This window comes from Bradyrhizobium sp. Ken51 (genome assembly GCF_055807435.1).
In genome coordinates this window covers 20,299-42,227 of record NZ_JBVVPB010000019.1, presented here as the reverse complement: position 1 = coordinate 42,227, position 21,929 = coordinate 20,299, and the positions used below count along the sequence as shown (strand labels likewise).

Here is a 21,929-nt window from a genome sequence, read left to right as displayed (position 1 = left end):
GAACAGCCCGAACGGTTCGGTGCGAGAGCAAAAAAAAGCTCGGGTCGTTTCTTCCGGTTCGTTGTCGGACACGGAAGTTCTTCTGCGCTGTTTGGGCCAGCGATCTTCGGGAGACCGTCAGGCTGATGGGGATAGCGACCTGGCAGGTCAATAAGGCTTTGATCGACGATGTGCTATTGAGACGACATGGTCTCGACCCTCTGAATGGCTTCCACGCAACCCGCAGAGGCTGTCGATTTATTAGACAGCAGACAAGCGGCAATTCGACCTTGGCCGGGCACTATTTTTCCACACGTTCCGGTTATCTCGGCTTTGCACGCAATCACAGCGTCTTTCAGAACGTCTGCCGTTGTTTGCACACTTGTCGCGGCTTCCCCGAGTTCAAATGCGCATTTGGGGCTGATCTTGTCTTCATGGGCTTGCATGCAATAAATCATGCGCCCTTCACCAGGCGTCACCGATTTGCAGTATTTCTTGATATCGCTTGCGCAGGCGCTCTCAAGCTTTGCCACCCTGGCGGTCAGCTTTTCCAAAAGGGCCTTTCCCACGTCGGTCTGCGCGGACGCGTTGCCAGCCGACGAAATGGCCAGGCACAGGAGAGCCCCACGGATGATAATTAATCTGACTGTCATTCTCATCGATACGTCCTCTGATGACTGGCTCCGAACCGCGCCGTCGTTGAAATGGCTGCGGGCTCGTGATGAACACTGAGGGATGCTCCTTGTCTGTAATTCATTGCGCTAAGGAAAGCGTGAGGCTTGAAACTCCAAGCGACAAATTGATCCCGACCGAGCCCTCGAGGGAGAGCGGCTGCAAGGCGATCGAACGCCCCGTTCCGCCGAACAGCAGATTGGCGCCGACCCCGACGCCTACGCCAACGGCGCCACTCGCGCCCACATAAGTGCCGGATAGCGCTCCGCGTCGTGGACCTGCCGTGGGGGCGAAGACGCCCCAAGCCATCGCCCCGCCTGCCGTGATCCCGATATCGATACCGATAGTGCCCATTACGCCGAGATATGCTTCTTGCGGATAAGGGCCATTGGGTGCGAAGCGGCATGCCATCCGCTGGCGTGATCCAAAGATCAAGCCGATGGAAGGCGCCATTTTGCACGTGAGGGTACCCACGCTAACTCCGGGAGCCGGCTGCTGGGCAACCGAAGGTGATACGACCACTGCGGCGAGCCCCACGAGCAACAGCGTGAACAGACATTTGAGCATGACGAAATCCCGCGTTGCTGCAATTACTCGATGTGGGCTCAGTCAAGGGTCGAAGGCGATTCAGAACTTATAGCCAAGGCGAACCGTGACCTGGTTGTTGCTCAGCTCTTGCTTAAGCCCAATGATGCCAAGATTGAGAACCGGTATCGGATACACCAAGGATCTGGATTGATACTGTGAGTAGCGATACTCGAGGCCTGTGAACCAGTTGTTTGTGATGGCGTAGTCCACTCCGGCGCCGGCCGTCCAGCCCACCCGCGTGCCGTCGCCGCCGACCGAAATGCCGGTAAAAGGAATCGAGGTCTCGATGGATGCGAACGCCGCTCCACCCGTCACATAGAGCAGGGCGCGGTCGGCAGCGTAGCCGAGCCGGCCGCGTATCGAGCCGCCCCATTTGCTATGCGCCGTGAGGAAATCGCCGGTGATGGCAGTGTAGCGTATTACGCCGACCGTCCATCCCTGAAAATCGCCTTCCACGCCCAACACAAACTGACCCGCTTGGTAGTTATAGCCAGTGAGAATTCCATATGTCAGGCCATCCTTACGCGAGCCGGATGTGAGCAGGAATGGAGCCCCGAACAAATGTGCGCCGGTCGTGTATTGGGGGTTCGTTTGTATCCACCCCAGCTCTCCACCAACGTAGAAGCCTGTCCATGAAAACGCAGGCGCATAGGCGACCGGTGCGAGCGGCTCCAGTCGACCTGGGAGGTCGGCAGCAGATGCCGATGCGCTAACGGCGCCGGTCGTGGTGGCGAGGAGAGCGATACGTGCCAAACGCCACATGAGCCGGTCCTTATGAGTTGAAGCCGCCAAGTTTACCGACGGAATTCTGGAGGAGCATTCGGGGAAGCCGAGCGGCTGTCAGGATTGAGCGCCCGCGGCAAAGGGCGCCGAGCTCCGAAGGCAAGAGGGTCTGTTCTCGGAGGTGCGTCTTCAATAGCAAGGCGGGTAAGGGTAGTAGCCGCAGGCCGGAGGGGGCGGATAGGAACGATAATATGGGGCGGCATAAGCTGCCGCCCCATATGCGGCAGCCCCTGCAGCGCCCGCGTACATTGCGCCGCGGAATGCTGAACGGCGAGCAACTCCGGCAAACGATAGCGGCGTCAGCGGTCGCCCGATAATATCGATGAAGATCGCTGCCGCTCCGTCGGCGCCGGCGAGATCACCTTCCAGCGTCTGCACGGTGAACGTCAGCTTGTCACCCTCGAGCTTCGGGTTCTTCAGCACCACGACTGCATCCTTCACTGAGCCGTCCTTCGCTAAAACGGACACTGTCGCATTGGGCGGGTTCTTGGCGAAGCTGTCCTCTCCTGCGCCCCATTCTGCAATCACGTCGGCGGTGGCCTGGTGACCGGCAGCTCGTATCGGGCGATCGGCGAAGATAATCGAGCTCGGCGTGACGCCAGTCAGAACCAAGCTATCTCCCTGCAGTGATGCACCGCGGGAGTTCATTACGAACAGGGACGGGACGATTTCGGGTTTGGCAGGCGCGCTGGGGGTTCCGATCGTTTTGATTGAGGACGATGATGGACCTGCCTGCCCAAATGCGCTGGCGATGCCTGTGAACGCGATGGAAACGCCCAAAAATCCTGCGAGCGCGGCGGTCGTGGTCTTGCTCGTCATATCGCCCCCTTCTTCGTCAACGTTCTCGGACGTCTCGCTTCCAGAATTGTCGCAAGGCGTCCCGTTACTCGGGGCGACCATGGAAGAGCGTTGTGCGTTTGGCTATGCAATTCCGGCGACCGGAAAGGTAATTCTCTCTGCCGGCCAATTCTGACGCGGAATCTGGGGATGAAGGCTCTCGCAAGACCACGTGCTCCACATCGTGAAGCTTAAAAATTGCGGTCAAGAGCAATGTCATTTGAATCCGGCCGAGGGCCGCTCTTGCTTGAGCATGACGGCAATGGCCTCAATGATGCTATTTGAGGACTTGCTTTGCAGTAGACGATCACCTCATGCTCGAGCTCTTTTGATCTCGCTATATTGAAGTAATGCTTCTTGGCGAGGCCGTTGTACCAGCCGCTATACCAGGTGGTGAGCCGATCGGCGTCCCCTTGCTTGCAAGCGCGGCGCAGGTCAATGTTTGGACGTCGATGTATCCGTTTGCATCCGCATATGCGGTGAGGTCCGTTTGCGCTTGGCATGCGAGTTTTCCGCCAAAAGCATTGTTGTCACGACAAGGAGCATCTTGCGCATTGTTGGTCTCTCTGAAGTGTTAAGGCAGTCCGGTTGTCGGCATCGAGATCACAATAAAATGGCCTGTCTGCAACTCGGTTCGCTTCGTGGCATCGACCTTCGCGGCCTAAGATCGCGTGCGACAGGACCGACTTGATTCACCCTCACGGATGAGGAAGTTCATCAATAAGTTCTGCTCCCTCAGAATTGGCCGGGTTGGGCAGGAGGGCTGGGCCAGTCTACGCGGAAGTTATTTGGGTTGCGCCGATCAAACAGATCCTGTCGAGCGACCATGCTAGATCTCACGCGCGGAGCGGACCGAGTATCGCGAATTGTCACGGTGCGTTCGTGCCCGTCTTTGGCGATGGCCACTGACGGCAGCGCATGTTCAAGGATGAGAATGATAGCCAGCGAGCGGGCGGTGATCATGAGCAATCCTACAATCCTGCAGTCGGCCATGGAGTGGTTGCTGTCCTCGCCTCCAAAGCGATCGTGCCTGGAGGTGGTTTATCGCAGTGGCTTGCCGCAGTCTGAAGTTCAACACTCAGGCGCGCTATGCAATTCCGGAGAAATTCAATTCATTCGATTTTGCGGCAGTTCCATGTGAACGTGCCCGTAGGGGAGACATATTTCGGAAAGGTTGAGCAATGTCGAGCACCCTCCTTCATTGCTCGTAACCCCGTGTATTCCGAAGATTCGCCGAAACTGCATAGACGGTGAGCATCCAAGTCCATCAAGCTTTGACTAGACGGCCGCTGTCATCAATCGGCTTTTGGAGGTGAGCTATGAGGCGCAAATTTTGGCGCGCCATTGCCGGCGCGATACTGGGCGTGGCGCTGTCTCTCAGCTGGCTGCCGCGCGCGTCTGCCCAAGATGACCCATTGCCGTCATGGAACGATACTTCGACTAAACAAGCTATCGTCGATTTCGTGCGTCGAGTTACGACGTCCGGAAGTTCCCAGTATGTGCCGCCCGCCGCACGTATCGCGACCTTCGACAACGATGGCACGCTTTGGGTTGAGCAACCAATGTATGTTCAATTGGTATTCGCCCTCGAGCGGGTAAAGGCTTTGGCGCCATTGCATCCGGAATGGCGATATACCGAGCCTTTCCAATCGGTTCTTGAGGGCGACATGAAAGCACTGGCGGGGTTCAGCGAGCGGAGCCTCCTCGATCTGATCATGCAGACCCATGCCGGGATGACCACTGACGAGTTCTCGAAAATAGTAATGGATTGGCTCGGCTCCGCGCGCGATCCGCGCTTCCGGCGGCCATATACTGATCTGGTCTACCAGCCAATGCTTGAGTTGCTCTCTTACCTGCGGGCGAACGGCTTCAAGACCTTTATCGTCTCGGGCGGTGGAGTTGAGTTCATGCGTCCATGGACAGATAAGGTTTACGGGGTTCCTCCCGACCAGGTCGTAGGCTCATCCATCAAGACCAAATTCGAGATGCGCGACGGAATTCCTACGCTGTTTCGTTTGCCGGAGTTGAACTTCATCGACGATAAGGCGGGCAAGCCCGTCGGCATCAACGAAGCCGTAGGCCGTCGCCCAATTGCTGCATTCGGAAACTCAGACGGAGATCTCGAAATGCTTCAATGGACTACCATCAGCGACGGCTTGCGCTTTGGGGCTATCGTTCATCACACCGACGCAGTGCGCGAGTACGCCTACGATCGGCAGTCGCATTTCGGGCATCTCGACGTTGCTTTGGACGCCGCTGCTACGAATAGGTGGACGGTGATCGATATGAAAAAAGACTGGAAAGTGATCTTTCCCTTCGATACGCGCTGAAAACACTGCTGGTTCATTCTATCTGCACTTCATTCGGAATCAGGCGCGATTGCAGCCACGAACGTCAAATTGGCGATGGTTGCGGCCGTTGGGTGTAATTCGCCGGCCCGGGAGCGCTTCCGGCATGGCGGCCAAGCCCGTCCGATCGAGCGATTAGAAGGAAAGTAGAAGGCGCGTTGGGAGGCGAAGGCCTCGGCGGCTTTGCGGCCCTACTTCGTCACGAGATGCCGGGTCGCTTTCGCATCAATTGCCGCAGTTGGGGAAATTGCAAACGTCAGCCAAGTATTCCAACCAGATGGCCGGTTGGCCGCATTGAATTCCCCATAGGCCTTAATGTTTAAGTACCCCTGCATGTCGCCGACGGGAAAGATGTATCCGAATTGGGGCCCCACGCCGAGAACGCGGGATCTGAAGCCACCAAGCAGTGGATGACCGCCAGTATCATCTGAGACTTGCTGATAGGCGTAGCCAACGAAGCCCACAAAAGCCCGTTTCGTAAGAAATTGGGCTGTGCTCCAGTCGAAATGAAAATCGATCCCGCTTTGAACCTGAGTGTCGGGGTTCTTGAAATTGTAGGTAAACCCCGCAACGCCGGAGATCGTTACGCCGGAAGCCGGGTTCAGGTAAGTGTAGCCGCCGCCGGCATCGATCGCGCCGTGGCCGATACCAAGGTTCGCGATGCGACTTGGATCGTAAGCGCCGACCGGAATGTCGCCCGTTATATACGTCATGTAATTGTTGACGCCTGAATTCCATTTGAGCGTGATCATCGGGTAGAGGTCGCCGACAGAGGTAATCGAATCTCCGATACTCCCCATCCGGGTTGCCGCAAAGCCTCCCACGTTCGCTGTCAGTGTTCCGTCAATGGTCGCGGCTGACCGGCCGAATATGCCGGTTACTCCCATCGCCAACTGACCACCAAGGACCGGCGTGCCGAAAGTGTAGGTCGGGTTGAGCAACAAGAGATCGGCTTGCGCATTCAGGCTTGCGTTGAGGCTGACATTGACGGTCGGTGCGAATCTGCCGACCTGGATCTCTCTTGCCGCGGCGACGGAGCCGGAGGCTGCAACACTCGTGTGATAATAGACGGTTCCCATCGACCAGCCCGGCGCGCCCTGCGGGACTGCCGGCAGACTGCTGACCTGGCCAGGCAGCCAAAACGAAATGCCGCTTTCGTCGGCGCGGGACTGTTGGGTGGTGAGGATCAGCATCGCACAGATCGCACCGGTACCGAGTTGGAAGTCCCTGATCGAACGATCACGCCGCATCCGCCCGCTCCTCGATAGATCCAATCCTATGCTATCTGCGGTTCGGCCTTAAGCTATGCAAAATCGGCAAAAACAGCAAACTGTGCGTGGTTGATGTACCGGCGCAACACTCGGAGTAAAGCGCGAGTCGCGTAGCGGAGATCTCAGGGCACCAAAAAGTCGCAACGGAGCACAATCGGCTTCCGAAGCTGCATAGGCAGGTCGTTGCCAATCTACCATGCTGTAGCCCGGCTCGGCTCGCGGCGGTGGCGGCCATCTCGAACGAGAGGATTCGGATGATCCAGAACGGAACGGCGATCTTCGTTAGTCCCGATGCCTACGGTGCGGCGATTGGAGCAGAAAAGGTCGAGCTTTTTGTAACAGGTAATGGAGAGTTCAAGGGGCAATTGACCCACTTGAAAATTGGTCGCCTGCACGTGCTGAGAGGAAGAGAGAACCTTCCCCGCATCGCCTTTATCGCCTTGCCGTCGGCCCATGTGCATATCTCGTTTTCGACAAGCCGGACGCGGAGCATGGTCTATTGCGGCGTGGCCTTGAACTTCGGCGACCTGGTGTTCCATTCCCTTGAACAGCGAGCACACCAGCGCACCACTGGAGGAGCCGAGTGGTGCCTTATATCTCTGCCGCCAGACGAGCTTACCGCATGCAGCAGAAGGTTGATCGGCGAAAGTATCAGAGTGCCATCAGAATCCTGTGACGTCATGCCTGCACACGACGCCACCGCAGCGTTTCTTGCCATCGTTTCGAAGCTGTGCGATCTCGCTGAACTGGTGGGGGAAGTATTCTCAACAGCGGGCGCCGCCTCGCTTGAGCGCGAGTTGCTCAGCGCGCTTGTCAAATGCCTGTCGATCAAGAATGGGGGTAGACCCCCGAACTCCAGGCGGCGCCACTCGGACATTATGGTTGGTTTCGAGGACTGCTTGGCTCGACAAAAAGAGCCTCATTTGAATCTGTCGGAGCTCTGCACCACAATCGGGGTGCCGGAGCGCACCTTGCGACTTTGCTGCGCCGAATTTCTGGGCGTTAGTCCAAGCCGTTACTACCTGTTGCAGCGATTGAATAGGGCGCGATCAGCATTGCGTTGCGCCGATCCGGCATCAGCCAGTGTTTCAGAGATTGCGCGAAATCATCACTTTACCGAACTCGGGCGCTTCGCGGTGGCTTACCGCGACGTCTTCGGAGAGACGCCGTCATCAACGTTGCGCCGCGTCTCCAGCAAGGAGGAGTAATTCAAGCGCTGTGCCGAATTCGCATAGCGCGATCGAAGAAACTTCGGACAGACTAATGTCCACGGAGAGCGGAGCCCTGTGAGTGGGGCAGCTCCTCTTCGCTTCTGCACCCCACAGACTTCGAGAAGTCTGCCGATCAAGTATCGTGACAGCTAGGAGCCGGAGTTATGAAGATCACTAGAAACTTCAAACGTATGCTGGTGTCAGCAACCGCCTTGGCGGCAGTCAGTCTGCCGGTGATCTCCCTGCCTGCCTTCGCACAGGCACCAGCCGGAAAGCCCAACATCCTCTTCATCATGGGCGACGACATTGGACTATACCAGCCAGGCATTTATCATCGCGGATTGATGGTTGGCGAGACACCCAATATCGACCGCATCGGCAACGAGGGTGCGATCTTCACGCATTACTATGCCGAGCAAAGTTGCACGGCCGGAAGGAACGCTTTCTTCACTGGAATGCATCCGTTGCGCACAGGTATGATTCCTCCGCAGTTGCCTGGCAGCCCGTCCTATCTACGACCCGGCACACCGGCACTCGCAAAATTCCTGCTGGATCTCGGTTATAATACCGGCGAATTTGGCAAAAACCATCTCGGCGACCATACCGATGCATTGCCGACCGCGCATGGATTTCAGGAATTCTGGGGCTATTTGTATCATCTCGACGCGATGCAAGGCGTGAGCTTCCCGGACCTCAACAAGTCTCCTACTCAACAGACCGTTGCTCCGCCGTGCAAGAACACGCCGATACCTGGGTTGCAGGAGGTAAATGGTGCGGTTGATCCGAAAACGTCACCAGTTTGCCTGACACCGCCACGACCAGTCTTGTCGTGCAAATCGTCCGATGGCACCGCAAAGAACATGACGTGCAGCGACCAAGGTCCCCTGACGCTTGAGCGCTCGAAGAGCGTGGACGAGGAAATCTCGGCGAAGGTCGTTGACTTCCTCGATCGCAATGACCCGAAGAAAACCAACAAACCCTTCTTCGCCTGGTACAATCCGGCACGCATGCACATTACGACCGTGCTGAATGAGAAGTACGCGGGCATGATTGGCGAAGCCGGCGGCAAGGATTGGGGCCTTAACGAGGCCGGCATGAAGCAGCTGGATGATAACATCGGCACTGTGCTTAAGAAGCTCGAGGACATGGGCCAGCTCGACAATACGATCGTCGTGTTCACGACCGACAATGGCGCCGAAACCATTACCTTCCCGGACGGCGGCACTACCCCATTCAAGGGCGGTAAGCTTAGCACTTGGGAAGGTGGCATGCGTGCACCTGCACTTATCCGTTGGCCGGGAGTGATCAAGCCAGGCACGATCAAGAACGATATTTTTGCGTCGTTGGATTGGATGCCGACGCTTATCAATATTGCGGGCGGCGCCAAGGGTGATGGTTTGAAGAAGCGCATCGAGGCCGGGCAATATCCCGGCATCGTCAAGACGACCTTGGATGGCGTCGATCAGACCGAGTATCTCTCCGGACGTTCGGAAAAGTCTGCGCGCGACACATTCTTCTACTATTCCGGCAAGGACCCCTCGGCGGTTCGGTACAAGAACTGGAAGATCTACTTCACGATGGTATCTGACGCTCCATCCGGCTTTATTGCTGGCGCGCTTCCCTACCACTGGGCACAGGTCGTCAATATCAAGCGAGATCCGTTCGAGACGTCGATCGGTGCGCAGTTCAAGACCCTCATGGGCCAGGGTGGCACGATCGGTTCACCTTCGACGGCCTACGTTTACGACTGGAACATGTTGCCCATCGGTCAGACGCTGTGGCTGAAGGAATTGGAGACCTACGTCGAATATCCGCCGCTCCAGGATCCTGCAAGCTACAACCTCGACCAGGTTATCCAGCAGCTCAAGCAGGCCAAGACTGCTGGACGGAGCGATTAGCGAACGGTTAGTGCTCGATTGAACACAATTAGCGGCCGGCCGCGAAGGGCCGGCCGCATGTTCCAGAAATTCCAGGAATCACAGGACGTAGAATGGGCTTCAGCAAGATCATCCGACCAAGCCTGATCGCACTCGCCACCTTGGCCGCCGTCAACACTTCTGTTCGAGCGCAACAGCCGCAGAAGCCCAACATTCTCGTTATTATGGCTGACGACATCGGTTACTGGAATATCAGTGCTTACAACCGGGGTATGATGGGATATCGGACGCCCAACATCGATCGTATCGCCAACGAGGGCGCAATTTTCACCGACTATTATGGGCAACAGTCCTGTACAGCCGGTCGTGCTGCTTTCATCACCGGGCAGAGTCCGCTCCGCACGGGCCTTTTGAAAGTTGGGCTGCCTGCAGCCAAGGAAGGGCTCTCCGCGAAAGATCCAACGATCGCGGAGCTCTTGAAACCGCAGGGTTACGCAACCGCACAATTCGGCAAGAACCATCTAGGTGACCGCAACGAATTTCTGCCGACCGTGCACGGCTTCGATGAGTTTTTTGGGAATCTTTATCATCTAAATGCCGAGGATGAACCAGAGCATGCGGATTATCCGGCTAATCCATCGTTCCGGGCGAAATTCGGTCCGCGCGGAGTCATGAAGTGTTTTGCTACGGCAATTGCCACGCCCGGCGACGATCCCCGATTTGGACCTCTTGGCAAACAGCAGTGTGAGGACACCGGTCCTCTTACCAAGAAGCGCATGGAGACGATTGATGAGGAATTTCTAAAGGCATCGACAGATTTCATCGATCGCGCCAATCGGGACAAGAAACCGTTCTTCGTTTGGTTCAATCCCAGCCGCATGCATATCTGGACGCGCCTTAAGAAGGAATCGCAAGGCAAGACGGGTTTGGGCATCTACCCCGATGGTATGGTCGAACACGACGGGCAGGTCGGCCAGTTGCTGAAGAAACTCGACGATCTCGGCATTTCTAACAACACGATCGTGATCTACACCACTGACAATGGCGCCGAAACTTTCAGCTGGCCCGATGGCGGGACCACGCCGTTCAAAGGCGAGAAGAACACCAATTGGGAGGGCGGTTATCGGGTCCCAGCGATGATCCGTTGGCCCGGCCTCGTCCGGGCGAAAACAGGGATCAACGAAATCTTTTCCGCGGAAGATTGGGCGACGACACTGATCGCTGCGGCCGGCGAGCCCGCCATCAAGGAAAAGCTGCTGCAAGGCTATGAGGCGGCGGGCCAAAACTTCAAGGTTCATCTTGACGGCTATGACCAGCGCGACCTGCTGGCGGGAAAAGGTCCCGACAAACGTCGGGAATTCTTTTACTGGACCGATGACGGCGACCTCGCCGGGCTCCGCTTCGAGCAATGGAAAGCAGTCTTTCTCGAGCAGAAGGCCGAAGGTTTCAGCGTCTGGCAACAACCGATGGTTCAGCTCCGCCTTCCCATGCTGTTCAACTTGCGCTCCGATCCGTTCGAGCGGGCCCAACATGAATCCGGCGACTATGTCCGATGGTTTATCGAGCATGCGTTCGTGGTCATGCCCGCGCAGCTAGTTGTCGGGCAGCATCTGGCGACTTTCGCGCAATTTCCGCCTCGGCAACGACCTGGTTCGTTCTCTGTCGAACAGGCGATGGAGAGGCTGAGGCTGCCGCCGGCCAACAACTAGCAAATCTCGGGAGCTTAGGTCATGACCAACATCGCCGTCCTGCCACAGCAGTCCAGCATCTGGTGGGTTTTCCTCCTGCAAGGGTTTGCCGGCGTCATACTGGGCCTTATGCTTGTCACCCAACCCAGCGCGACGATCCTCGCGCTCACAACGTTTTTGGGATTTTACTGGCTCATAACGGGCTTGCTTGCGTTCGTCCAAGTTTTTATCGATCGCTCAACGCCATGGATATGGTCGTTGCTCAGCGGAGTGGTTGGCGTTCTCGCAGGTCTTTTCGTTCTGCGACACCCGCTCGTTGCTGCCCTGACTGTGCCGACGGTGCTGGTGCTCATTCTCGGCGTTCAAGGACTTCTCATGGGCACTCTGCAGATCATTGCCGGCCTCAAGGGTGGCGGCATCGGGCCGCTTATCTTGGGAGCGATCAACGGCCTGGTTGGTCTTCTGCTACTAGGGTCTCCCATCGCAGCCGCATTGGCCGTGCCGGTTGTCTTTGGTGCGCTGCTCCTCATTCAGGGCGCGGGATTGGTAATCCTGGCCTTTCGAGTTCGTAGCTAAGGCTTTCTTTTCTCTTCGGGGTTTACGGATTTTGCCGAATTCGCATAGTGCGCACGGCGCAGGGTGGGCATTCTGCTGCTGAAGTGACCGTCAGGACGGAAGTCACATGAATTCTGCCCGCCAGTCTGATCTCAGGCGCCCCCTTGAAGATCCGCCGCATCCAGAGATGGTGCGCGTACCAGGCGGTACGTTTCGGATGGGCTCGGACAAGCATTATCCGGAAGAAGCTCCCGCCCACCGCGTCACCGTGGACGGTTTTTGGATGGACCGGACCCCTGTAACCAATCGCCAGTTCCGCGACTTTATCAACGCGACCGGCTACGTCACCTTCGCCGAGATAACTCCTGAAGCGAAGGATTATCCGAACGCATTGCCGCAGATGCTCAAAGCTGGCTCCCTTGTCTTCACTCCGCCCAAAGAGGCGGTGGATCTGCGTTACTGGGGTGAGTGGTGGACCTTCGCCTTCGGCGCCAACTGGCGGCGGCCGTACGGACGCCACAGCAATATCCGTGGCCTCGAAGATCATCCCGTCGTCCACGTCGCATTACGCGACGTAGACGCATACGCAAAATGGGCCGGGAAGGATCTGCCAACCGAAGCCGAGTGGGAATTCGCCGCGCGAGGCGGATTGAGCGAGGCGGAGTTCGCGTGGGGAGACGAACTGACGCCTGCTGGCAAACACATGGCAAACATCTGGCAGGGTAACTTCCCGCATGAGAACCTCTTAGCCGATGGCTTCGAACGTACCTCGCCGGTGACCGCGTTTCCACCGAATGGCTACGGCCTCTATGACATGATCGGGAATGTCTGGGAGTGGACGGCCGATTGGTATTCGCCGAAGCACGACGCCGATGCGCCGAAGGCTTGTTGCATTCCGCAGAATCCCCGCGGCGGCGCCGAAGGCGAAAGCTACGACCCACGTACCCCAAACATCAGCATTCCCCGGAGAGTGCTTAAGGGAGGCTCGCATCTGTGCGCGCCGAACTACTGCCGACGGTATCGCCCGGCAGCCCGTCACGCCGAGCCGATCGATACTTCGGCGAGCCATGTTGGATTCCGGTGTATCTCCAGGACGAAATCCTGATGAAAAAGCCATTGCCTAGCTTGCCATCTGCCCATGTCTCAGATGCTTCTCGACGTAAGCGCTATTGCAACGCTCGTGTCGGTTCATCTTAGCGTTCTCGACGAGCAAAATGTTTCTCGGTCCAGGTATTTTCCAGTGTGCTGCCTCCCTTGTAGAGGGAGGCTAACGTTTTTAGCGTGTGGCGGCGCTCAGGTTGATCCCTCGGCCGCCAACAGTGCGGTGTCGCATTCGTCCTTGGCTCTTAGCTGACATGCCGCGACTGTCGGGGTTGGGTCCAAAACGCATATGCGTGCGTTCGAAGCGGCTGCCGTTTGTGCATAGTCGATCGCTGGAAACACAGTCAAAGTGCGGCGTCGGCATCAGCGTGTCGGATCACAAGATCTGATGTGCTCTGCGTGATATTCGTTGGGTTGAGTTAAAGCCCGTTAGCCACCGCGAACAGGAAAAAGGACTGTCATGAGCGACAAAAAGGCGTCCGAGAAGTCAGAGCTCTCTAGCGGGCCGAGCAGCGCAGGATTGAAACGCCGCGAATTGCTGTTGAGCGGCAGCTCTCTGGTCGCGGCCTCCGCACTCGCAGCCGTCGGGTTGACGAACCCTGCCCAGGCGCAGCAGGCAACGACAGCGCCCGCAGCTGCGTCTGCCGGACAGAAGCCCAACATCGTCGTCATCATGGGCGACGACATCGGCATCTGGAATCTTGGCGCTTATCACCGCGGCATGATGGCCGGCCGGACACCAAATCTGGACAAGATCGCCACCGAAGGCATGCTGTTCACCGACTATTACGCCGAGGCGAGTTGTACGGCCGGCCGCGCCAACTTTATCACTGGCGAGCTGCCGATCCGCACCGGTATGACTACGGTTGGCCAAGCCGGCGCTCCCACTGGTCTGCCGGCTCAGGCGGTAACGATCGCTCAGGCGCTAAAAGGAATGGGCTACGCGACCGGTCAATTCGGGAAAAACCATCTCGGTGATAAGAACGAGTTCTTGCCAACCGTTCACGGCTTCGACGAATTCTTCGGCTACCTCTATCATCTCGACGCGATGGAAGATCCAGCTCATCCCGCCTATCCGCAGGATCTGCTGAACACCGTCGGTCCGCGGAACATGATTCATTCATATGCCACCAGCGTTGACGACGCGACGGTAGATCCACGCTGGGGCAGGGTAGGCAAGCAGAAGATCGAGGACGCCGGAACGCTCTATCCGAAGCGAATGGAAACTGTGGACGACGAAATTCGCGACTTCTCGCTGGCGTTCATCGATAAGGCCAGGGCTGAGAACAAGCCGTTTTTCCTGTGGCTCAACCCGACCCGCATGCACATCGTCACCCATCTGTCGCCGAAATATCAAGCGTTACGCAACTCCAAGAACGGCTGGACGATCCATGAAGCCGGTATGGCACAACTCGACGATGACGTCGGTATCGTTATGAAGAAGCTCAAGGACATGGGGGTCGACGACAACACCATCGTCATCTTCACGACCGACAACGGCACCGAAGTGTTCACCTGGCCTGACGGCGGGCAGACGCCTTTCGCGCAGAGCAAAGGCACGGTGATGGAAGGCGGCTTCCGCGCGCCAGCAATGATCCGGTGGCCCGGCAAAGTGCCGGCGGGCAGGGTGGAAAATGGCATGATCTCCGGCCTCGACTGGTTCCCGACACTTCTTGCAGCCGCGGGCAATCCCAACATTGCGGAAGAATTGAAGAAGGGAAAACAGATCGGCGATACCACGTTCAAATGCCATCTCGATGGGTACAACCAGATGGATATGATCACCGGTCAGGGGCCGTCGAAAAGGCACGAAATCTGGTACTTCGGCGAGAGCGAACTCGGCGCGGTTCGCATCGATGACTACAAGTTTCGTTTCATCGACCAGCCCGGGGGCTGGCTGGGTGACAAAACCAAGCCGGACGTACCCTACATAACCAACCTCCGCCTCGATCCGTTTGAGCGCACGGGCTGGCCGAACAATGGGACCAAGGAGGGCGCGCAGCAATATTTCGATTGGTTCAAATACGAATTCTGGCGCTTCGTATTTGTCCAACAACAGGTTGAAAAGCTGGCGATGACCGCGATCGAGTTTCCGCCGATGCAGAAGGGCGCGAGTTTCAATCTTGAGGCTGTGAAAGCGAAGATCGCCGCAGCCCAAGCAGCAATCGCCAAGTAAATTGAGCTTCGTTGACAAAATTCTACGGGTGCCCCGATAGCGAGGCGCCCGTCGTTTTTTTGATTAAGCTAATCACCTGCGGGCGCCCTGTGGCAGCGAATGGTTGGTCCGCAGCATGCGTATTCGGCCTTTCGAGCGGAGGTCTGTTTACGACGTTGATCCGGACATCGCACGACTTGCTCAACGATCCCGGGCCTAAGCGGGATCGACATTCATCGTGAGCCTACGATCGAGTTCTGAGCGACGACTTGTCTTCGCCGTTTCGTCCTATGGCGCACGATGTAGGCTGGCGAAGGGGGCTGGCCAAGTATTTCATCACACGCAACCAAGAGGCGACCCTGCTCCGCAGAGTCGTGGGTGGTAATATCTGCGCAACTGGTGGCGACGCGCGCCTTCCGGCAGGATGTCTGCTCGTCTCAGTCGTTAGTTAGAGAGGGAAGGGGATGGAACGAGTTCTGAACAAAGTTCCTGGCCAGTAGACTTAGGCAGGTCCGAGTTTGGTCTGTCCGTTCCTCTGGATACCTAGCCACTCCAAGGGAAACCCGGCAGCTGACCCTAGATCGAATAAGGGGGAGCAGTCCGCGCCGGATACGAAAAGTGCTGTAAGGCGCTTCGTCCGCGCGATCCCTCAAGAGCGCTAATCTATAAGCTGTGCACTGCATCTGCTCGCGGCATCGAGCCGAAGCTCTCGTTCGCTCAGCTACGATGCGTGGACGACTCCTTGGGATGAGTGATTCTGCCACGTGATCCCTCGCGGCGAAGCACCAAGGCTGTGGGGAACCCGATCCGCAGGAAATGGTTCCAAAGCGATTTTTCGAGAGCCGGACAGATTTAGGGGCAAAATCAATCACTTAAGCAGCGGCGTCCGTTCAGCAAAAAGTGATATTTGTGCAACATCCGTCCAAAAACGCGCCATTCCGACCTCATCAGAGGCACTCTGTCATTGATTGATCGGAGGTCTTTGCCTCATATCGTGAGTGCGACGGAGGGGGGCATCCCAAGGTCGTCCCGTTTAGGTCTTTCGCTTAAGTCCCTCGCGTTCCGCGGGTGTGTCCAAAGGCGCGAAGTGGCTCAAGCGGTGGATTTGAAGGGGGTTCGGGAATTGGCCGTCCGGTCAGTGACCTTCCCTGAAGAGCAACTTGGAGGTTTAACATGAAGTTGGTTAAGAGCCTTTTGCTCGGCTCAGCGGCGGGTCTTATCGCCGTGGGCGGAGCGCAAGCAGCCGATCTCCCCGTGAAGGCCAAAGCGGTCGAATACGTGAAGATCTGCTCCCTGTACGGTGCGGGTTTCTATTACATCCCCGGCACTGACACCTGCATCAAGCTGGGTGGTTACCTGCGCGCTGAAGTCGCGCTGGGCACCAACAGCGTCTACGGCATTGCCAACGGCTCTCCGGCCGGTGCGCATAACCGTCTGAGCAACTACTACACCATGCGCGCTCGTGAAGACCTCAACATCGACACGCGCACCGCGACCGAATATGGCGTCGTCCGCACGTTCTTCGATGCGACGTTCTCTTGGACGACGGGCGGCTATCAGGGCACCGGTTCAGCCTTCGGTAATACCGCCTACACCAGCACGCTGGCCCTGAACACCTCGGGTGCGACCCCGGCGCTCGTTGGTTCCTCGATCAACCCGTCCGACGGCGGCACCTCGGGCGGTTCGCTCGGCGTGTACTATGCCTTCATCCAGTTCGCTGGGTTCACCATGGGTAAGGCCGTGTCGCAGTTCGACGCGCCCTGGACCAACTATCCCGGCAACAACATTGACAGCCTCGTCGGCGGCTCCGGCACGGTCACTGGTGTCAACCAGTTCACCTACACCGCGGACTTCGGCCAAGGCATCACTGCGTCGTTCTCGGCCGAAGACGCCACGGCTTACTATCAGGCTGGCAACTTCAACCTCGCCGGCGCCAGCGTGGCTGGCCTCGTCGGCGGCACCAGTGGTATCAATGGCATCGGTGGTTCGCGTTCGCCGAACCTCGTCGGTATGGTCCGTGTCGACCAGGCCTGGGGTCTGTTCCAGGCATCGGTCGCTGCGCATGACAACCACGTTGCCTACTACGGTGCGACCGAGCCGACTGGTCACCCCGACGACAAGTGGGGTTGGGCGGTTCAGCTCGCTCTGTCGATCAAGAACATCCCGACCGGTGCGGGTGACGTGATCAACATTTCGGGCGTCTACACGGACGGCGCGACCCGCTACAACTTCCAGAACCTCGCGGGTAGCTCGTATTCGATGTTCGGCAGCTCCGGTATCGCTTACCAGAGCGTAGCTTTCGCCTCTGCCCCGGATACGGTGTACACGTCTGCGGGCGGCGGCAGCCAGCAGGAGAGCGTCAAGACCTGGGGCTTCCGTGGTGCTTACACTCATAACTGGGATCCGTACTGGAATACGGCCATCTACGGTGCCTACGCTCAGGCGCAGTTCGGCTCGCTCGCCAAGGGGTCCCTCTGCGGTGTTGGTGGTACGTTCGCCGTGGCCGGCGTTACCAATTGTAACCCTGACTTCGCCATCGGCCAGGTCGGCCTGATCACTCGCTGGACCCCGGTCAAGAACCTGACGTTCTCGGCCGACGTGAACTGGACGCACTTGGACTCGAAGATGGCAGGTACCTTTGCTTACGGTGGTGCTGCTGCCATCGCGAAGCCGGCTGCCGTGTACGAGCTGAAAGATCAGGACAGCTACACGCTGCTGCTCCGCGCTCAGCGCAACTGGTAAGTTCGGTCTAGCGACCTAACCTCCAAAGGCCCTCGGCGGGAAACTGCCGAGGGTTTCTTGCGTTGTTCTTCGGCTTGGCGAACGCGTTCGTTTGCTGAGATTCCTGGATTTCCAGATATCGGACATTCAGGTTCTCTGGGCGAGCGCGTTGGAGCCGACTATTCCGCAGTGGGACATTCTCTTCAGTTCGATGCGGAAGACAGGGTCGGCCTCTCCACAAAGTCAGTTGCCGAAGCCTTGCGGGGAAACCTTTCGTTCATCGTAGCGAGGCCCTTGATACAGCTTAGGTTGATCCCAAGGAGAGCTCCAGTGACGATAAGAGGTTCGTCTATCTTCGATCACGCCGAAGGTGAGGAGTGAACTTGGCCAATCGGCGGAGACCAGTCGCTCGCTCCATCAAGAACGAGATGAGGCAAGCTGCCACATTGCGCACCTTAGAAATTATTGCAGCATCTTGAGCGTTGTCTTCGCTGTTATTGTGCGAAATTGCAGATCGAGGATTAGCACGTAGCTGACTGGAGCGGATCGAATGATCATCTTTCCATTTGGCTTCTATATCTTGGAAGGCAAACGGCCGGTCTACGTAGGCAACGACTTAGAAGTGCAGAAAACCGTGCGCAGCTGGATGGGAGCAAATCCGGAAAAAGTGCGTCTGAGTTTCGACCAGATTGGCTCTGCGCACATCTTGACCAGACTCTTGGCTGGAATACCGCTCGTTCCAACAGCATGGACCAGACGCCCTTGCTATTCGAAGGTGCTCTCATCGCTGACGAGCAAACCCGTGTTCGCCGTTTCTACAGCGATTACGACGCTGCGCTCGAAGGGCACGTCGAACTGATCGAAATCGCTAAAGTTCGATCGCATTAAACGAGCGGATCTCAGGCCAGCCATGGCCATCCTGCACCTCGGGCACCCGGAGCGCCGCGGATCAGGGAGCCATCTCAGCACTCGGGCAGGCATGCAAAAGGGAATCTCAGGGATTCCATTCTGCACGTTGTCTACAATCTAAGTGGACGTATAGGTTCTTTACAGACCAGCTCTGGAGAACCTCGACCTGCCATCGGCTCCGCTCATCACCTTTATCCGCGTGTCCACCTCTGCTCAAGGTCGCTCAGGCCTGGGCATGGAAGCCCAGCGGCAGACCCTGGCTCACTTCGCGTCCTCCGAGGGATACGAAGCGGCCCGCGAGTTCGTTGAGGTCGAGACGGGCAAGGGCGCCGACGCGCTCGACCGCAGGCCGCAGCTCAAGGCCGCCTTGGCCGCAGCGCGGAAGCTCAGGTGTCACGTAGGAGTTGCGAAGCTCGACCGGCTCAGCCGTGATGTACACTGCATCTCCGCGCTAATGGCCCACAAGGTACCTTTCGTGGTCGCTGAGCTTGGGCCCGACGTTGACCCATTCGTCCTGCACCTGTTTGCCGCCCTGGCCGAGAAGGAGCGTGCGCTGATCTCCACCCGCACCCGGCAAGCCCTATCCGCTGCGAAGGCCCGCGGGGTTACACTGGGCAACCCTAAGCTCCGCGTGGCCCGCAAGGGAGCTGTGGAAGCCGTAAAGGTCGAGGCCGACCGCTACGCTGCGAATGTGCTCCCCATCATCCGCGAGGCACAGAAGGCGGGTGCGAGCACGCTCAGGCAGCTAAGCTTGCCGGCATGCGTAGGTCCGTCTCGACGATTGCGGAAGGTGGGCCGATCAGAACGAAGTAAGGCCTTCAGTTCGAGCCATAGTCTTTCGCATCGTCGGTCGCTTGTGACCTCATCAAACCGATAGAAACCGTCTTGCAGACACAAGCCTCAACTCAGGTAGTTGAGATGCCCTTGTAGATGTGACCGCCCCACAAACGCAGCTCGAAGAATCGTCCTTTGACGTCGCGTCGAACAGCTGCATCCGCCAGACGATTCCCCGGGTTAGACCCGCTGCTTGAAAGCGTGAGCTGCGTCACGATTTTTCTGAGACTTAGGGCGATGGAGTAACGAGTGACGTAAAGGTCGCCGTCGTCGCCCAAGCGGACGATGTCTCCAACCAAATTTCGAAGCTCGTCCTTCCGCGAGGGCTCGGCTGAGTCCAGGAGCGCAGGGTGGGCCCAAAAACTCTAAAACGTTTGCTTCGAAATCTTGGTAGGACCATGCCGTTCTCGTGCACCCGTTTTCATCTAGCACCTTCGCGCAGACCAAGCTCTTGTAAGGGTGACTACTAAGAAACCGGACTTCGCTCCCGCAGTAAGCGCACGTGGTAAGTCCGTCGAACAGATTTGCTAAATTGTTGCCCTTTCGCCCGCGGTTGGTGATCAGATTTTGCTGCCGGGCGGCCTGAGCTTTTTGGAAGGTATCTTCGTCTATTACGGCCGGATAGTAGTCCGGCACGGGCGGACCATTCGGAATTCCCTTGCTTCGGCCGCCGGCATAACTCTTCGGCTGATACTCCCCTAAGACGGCGCGGTTGCGAAGCATGCTGTCTATCGTAGTGTGGTCCCACTTGGGCGACGATCCAAACGGAGGGATGCCCTGCTTCTCGAGATAGTTGGTTATTGCGTAGCTGCCCAACCCGCCAATCGAAAGTTCAAAGATCTTTCGAATTATCTCGGCTCGATCCGCGAATAGACGAAGCTCCTGCGGTCCTCGCTCAGTTCGAGCCAGCTCGCACACGCGGAAATTTTCTTGCTCTGTGTGATCGTCATAGGAGTGAAGCCATTTTCCATCATCAGTTTATCTCGAGAGCAGAAAGTCGGGCGAAATGTGGCCGGCCGCAAGGCTTATCGAGCTGGTTCCGATCACCAGTGCAACATGTGGCGTCTGGCCGAGCCGAGCGCGCATTGGGAGCACTAGCACGAGTATGACGCGATCGGACGTCCTCAGCCGAAACTGCATAGTGGGTCGTGGAAATATCAATCACGATCCAGTAAAGCCCATGGGCGCGGCGGAGAACCGGATGGGTGTTAGCTGCCAAAGCCAGAGCAACCATCAGCAGATGCCTTGCTCAACCCACAGGCCGATGTTACTTTCTGATGCGGGCTGGGCGTCATGACTGTAGCAGGTACGCCGCGGTGGAGCTGGGCTTGGCCCGTGGTGGCGTGGCTGCTGCTCCTGATGATCCCCATCATCGGTACCGGGGTCATCGTCGGTGGACTCGCCGGACCCGTGTTGCTGTGTACCGTTTTTGCAGCCGTTTACCACGCCGAGGTGGTTGCCCACCGTGTTGGTGAGCCGTATGGAACGCTTGTTCTTGCCTTGGCTGTAACAGTGATTGAAACGGCCCTGATCGTTTCGGTTATGGTCGCAGCGCCGGCCGAAAAAGCGGCGTTAGCTCGTGACACGGTCTTCGCTGCCGTCATGATCGTGTGCAATGGCATCGTAGGCACGTGTCTATTGTGGGGCGGCATTCGTCACCACGAACAGGGATTTCAGGCTCAGGGTGCGAGTGCGGCGATGGCGGTTCTCGTCGCGCTCACCGGCCTAACGATGATTCTTCCGAATCTGGCGGCGCAGGAACTCGGCCCCTTGTACAACACGCCGCAACTCATCTTCGCCGGCCTCGTATCGCTAGTGCTGTACTTCGCATTTGTCTTCATCCAGACGGTACGCCACCGTCATTATTTTCTGCCAGTCAAGCCGCCGAGCAACGACGGCCATGTCGCGCTGCCCGACAATAGAGCGACTGCGCTAAGCGCAGGACTTCTCCTGGTTTCGCTTGCCGCCGTGGTCGCTCTCGGCAAGACTCTGACGCCTCCGATCGAGCGGGGAATCAGTTATCTCCAGGTGCCGGAATCAGTCGTCGGCATTATCATCGCTCTGCTGGTTCTGCTGCCGGAAGCGGGAGCAGCAATCAAAGCGGCGCGAAACAACAGATTGCAGACCAGCCTGAACTTGGCGCTCGGCTCGGCGCTCGCCACGATCGGTCTGACGATCCCCGCGGTAGCGGCAGTTTCGATTGCGCTCGGCTACCGTCTGGAGCTTGGATTGGATGCCAAGGAGCAGGGGCTTCTCGCCCTGACACTGCTTCTCGGTGTGATCACTCTCGGCACGGGGCGAACAACTGTGCTTCAGGGAATCGTGCATCTCGTCATGTTCGCGGCGTATTTATTTTTTGCCGTTGTGCCATGATGAAACGCAATCATCCATTCGATCATT

The 21,929-nt window shown here is 57.6% G+C and carries 19 protein-coding genes; 11 read left to right on the top strand and 8 right to left on the bottom strand.

What is annotated here, in order from left to right; all coding sequences use genetic code 11:
• Window positions 1–173: 173 nt before the first annotated feature.
• The 5 genes from AC0L27_RS27855 to AC0L27_RS27835 form a co-directional block, all read right to left on the bottom strand.
• Window positions 174–638: a cysteine rich repeat-containing protein gene (locus AC0L27_RS27855; protein ID WP_354058638.1), complete on the bottom strand. Its 465-nt coding sequence runs from the start codon at window positions 636–638 to the stop codon at window positions 174–176.
• 94 nt (window positions 639–732) lie between these two features.
• Window positions 733–1,218: a DUF992 domain-containing protein gene (locus tag AC0L27_RS27850; protein ID WP_275168325.1), complete on the bottom strand. Its 486-nt coding sequence runs from the start codon at window positions 1,216–1,218 to the stop codon at window positions 733–735.
• A 60-nt stretch (window positions 1,219–1,278) separates the two neighbouring features.
• On the bottom strand, window positions 1,279–2,001 hold the full coding sequence (locus tag AC0L27_RS27845) for an outer membrane protein (RefSeq protein WP_473320954.1): 723 nt from the start codon (window positions 1,999–2,001) through the stop codon (window positions 1,279–1,281).
• Window positions 2,002–2,151: 150 nt separating this feature from the next.
• A complete protein-coding gene (locus AC0L27_RS27840) occupies window positions 2,152–2,841 on the bottom strand; it encodes a hypothetical protein (RefSeq protein ID WP_473320953.1) in 690 nt (229 codons plus the stop codon).
• Window positions 2,842–3,594: 753 nt separating this feature from the next.
• Window positions 3,595–3,822 (bottom strand): hypothetical protein, encoded by a 228-nt coding sequence (locus tag AC0L27_RS27835; RefSeq protein ID WP_473320951.1) that lies wholly within the window; start codon window positions 3,820–3,822, stop codon window positions 3,595–3,597.
• Window positions 3,823–4,178: 356 nt separating this feature from the next.
• On the opposite strand from AC0L27_RS27835, the gene AC0L27_RS27830 reads away from it, so the two are divergent.
• The gene (locus AC0L27_RS27830; protein WP_473320950.1) at window positions 4,179–5,189 is read left to right on the top strand and encodes an HAD family hydrolase; all 1,011 of its coding nucleotides are present in this window, start codon (window positions 4,179–4,181) and stop codon (window positions 5,187–5,189) included.
• 209 nt (window positions 5,190–5,398) lie between these two features.
• Here AC0L27_RS27830 and AC0L27_RS27825 read toward each other — a convergent pair whose 3' ends face one another.
• On the bottom strand, window positions 5,399–6,400 hold the full coding sequence (locus AC0L27_RS27825; protein WP_473320949.1) for a SphA family protein: 1,002 nt from the start codon (window positions 6,398–6,400) through the stop codon (window positions 5,399–5,401).
• Window positions 6,401–6,732: 332 nt separating this feature from the next.
• Between AC0L27_RS27825 and AC0L27_RS27820 the strand changes: the two genes are divergently transcribed.
• The 9 genes from AC0L27_RS27820 (at window position 6,733) to AC0L27_RS27780 (ending at window position 19,572) form a co-directional block, all read left to right on the top strand.
• The gene (locus AC0L27_RS27820; protein WP_473320948.1) at window positions 6,733–7,686 is read left to right on the top strand and encodes a helix-turn-helix domain-containing protein; all 954 of its coding nucleotides are present in this window, start codon (window positions 6,733–6,735) and stop codon (window positions 7,684–7,686) included.
• A gap of 167 nt (window positions 7,687–7,853) precedes the next feature.
• Window positions 7,854–9,587: an arylsulfatase gene (locus AC0L27_RS27815; protein WP_354058650.1), complete on the top strand. Its 1,734-nt coding sequence runs from the start codon at window positions 7,854–7,856 to the stop codon at window positions 9,585–9,587.
• Between the two features lie 92 nt (window positions 9,588–9,679).
• Window positions 9,680–11,275: an arylsulfatase gene (locus AC0L27_RS27810; RefSeq protein ID WP_473320947.1), complete on the top strand. Its 1,596-nt coding sequence runs from the start codon at window positions 9,680–9,682 to the stop codon at window positions 11,273–11,275.
• Window positions 11,276–11,296: 21 nt separating this feature from the next.
• Window positions 11,297–11,830: an HdeD family acid-resistance protein gene (locus AC0L27_RS27805; RefSeq protein WP_275168318.1), complete on the top strand. Its 534-nt coding sequence runs from the start codon at window positions 11,297–11,299 to the stop codon at window positions 11,828–11,830.
• A gap of 106 nt (window positions 11,831–11,936) precedes the next feature.
• Entirely contained in the window at window positions 11,937–12,914 is a 978-nt protein-coding gene (locus tag AC0L27_RS27800) for a formylglycine-generating enzyme family protein (protein WP_473320945.1), read from the top strand.
• A 456-nt stretch (window positions 12,915–13,370) separates the two neighbouring features.
• Window positions 13,371–15,086 carry an arylsulfatase gene (locus AC0L27_RS27795; RefSeq protein WP_473320944.1) on the top strand — a complete coding sequence of 572 codons (1,716 nt, stop codon included), beginning with the start codon at window positions 13,371–13,373 and terminating at the stop codon, window positions 15,084–15,086.
• A 1,152-nt stretch (window positions 15,087–16,238) separates the two neighbouring features.
• On the top strand, window positions 16,239–17,807 hold the full coding sequence (locus AC0L27_RS27790) for a porin (RefSeq protein ID WP_354058659.1): 1,569 nt from the start codon (window positions 16,239–16,241) through the stop codon (window positions 17,805–17,807).
• A gap of 529 nt (window positions 17,808–18,336) precedes the next feature.
• A complete protein-coding gene (locus AC0L27_RS27785; protein WP_473320943.1) occupies window positions 18,337–18,645 on the top strand; it encodes a hypothetical protein in 309 nt (102 codons plus the stop codon).
• A 285-nt stretch (window positions 18,646–18,930) separates the two neighbouring features.
• A complete protein-coding gene (locus AC0L27_RS27780; RefSeq protein ID WP_473320942.1) occupies window positions 18,931–19,572 on the top strand; it encodes a recombinase family protein in 642 nt (213 codons plus the stop codon).
• A gap of 28 nt (window positions 19,573–19,600) precedes the next feature.
• Here AC0L27_RS27780 and AC0L27_RS27775 read toward each other — a convergent pair whose 3' ends face one another.
• Together AC0L27_RS27775 and AC0L27_RS27770 are read right to left on the bottom strand one after the other, a co-directional pair.
• Complete coding sequence (locus AC0L27_RS27775; protein WP_473321010.1) at window positions 19,601–19,807, bottom strand: hypothetical protein; 207 nt, start codon at window positions 19,805–19,807, stop codon at window positions 19,601–19,603.
• Complete coding sequence (locus tag AC0L27_RS27770; RefSeq protein ID WP_473320941.1) at window positions 19,710–20,447, bottom strand: recombinase family protein; 738 nt, start codon at window positions 20,445–20,447, stop codon at window positions 19,710–19,712. The genes AC0L27_RS27775 and AC0L27_RS27770 overlap by 98 nt, the downstream gene beginning before the upstream one ends.
• Window positions 20,448–20,822: 375 nt before the next feature.
• Here AC0L27_RS27770 and AC0L27_RS27765 point away from each other — a divergent pair, with 375 nt between their 5' ends.
• On the top strand, window positions 20,823–21,902 hold the full coding sequence (locus AC0L27_RS27765) for a calcium:cation antiporter (protein WP_473320939.1): 1,080 nt from the start codon (window positions 20,823–20,825) through the stop codon (window positions 21,900–21,902).
• Window positions 21,903–21,929 lie beyond the last annotated feature (27 nt).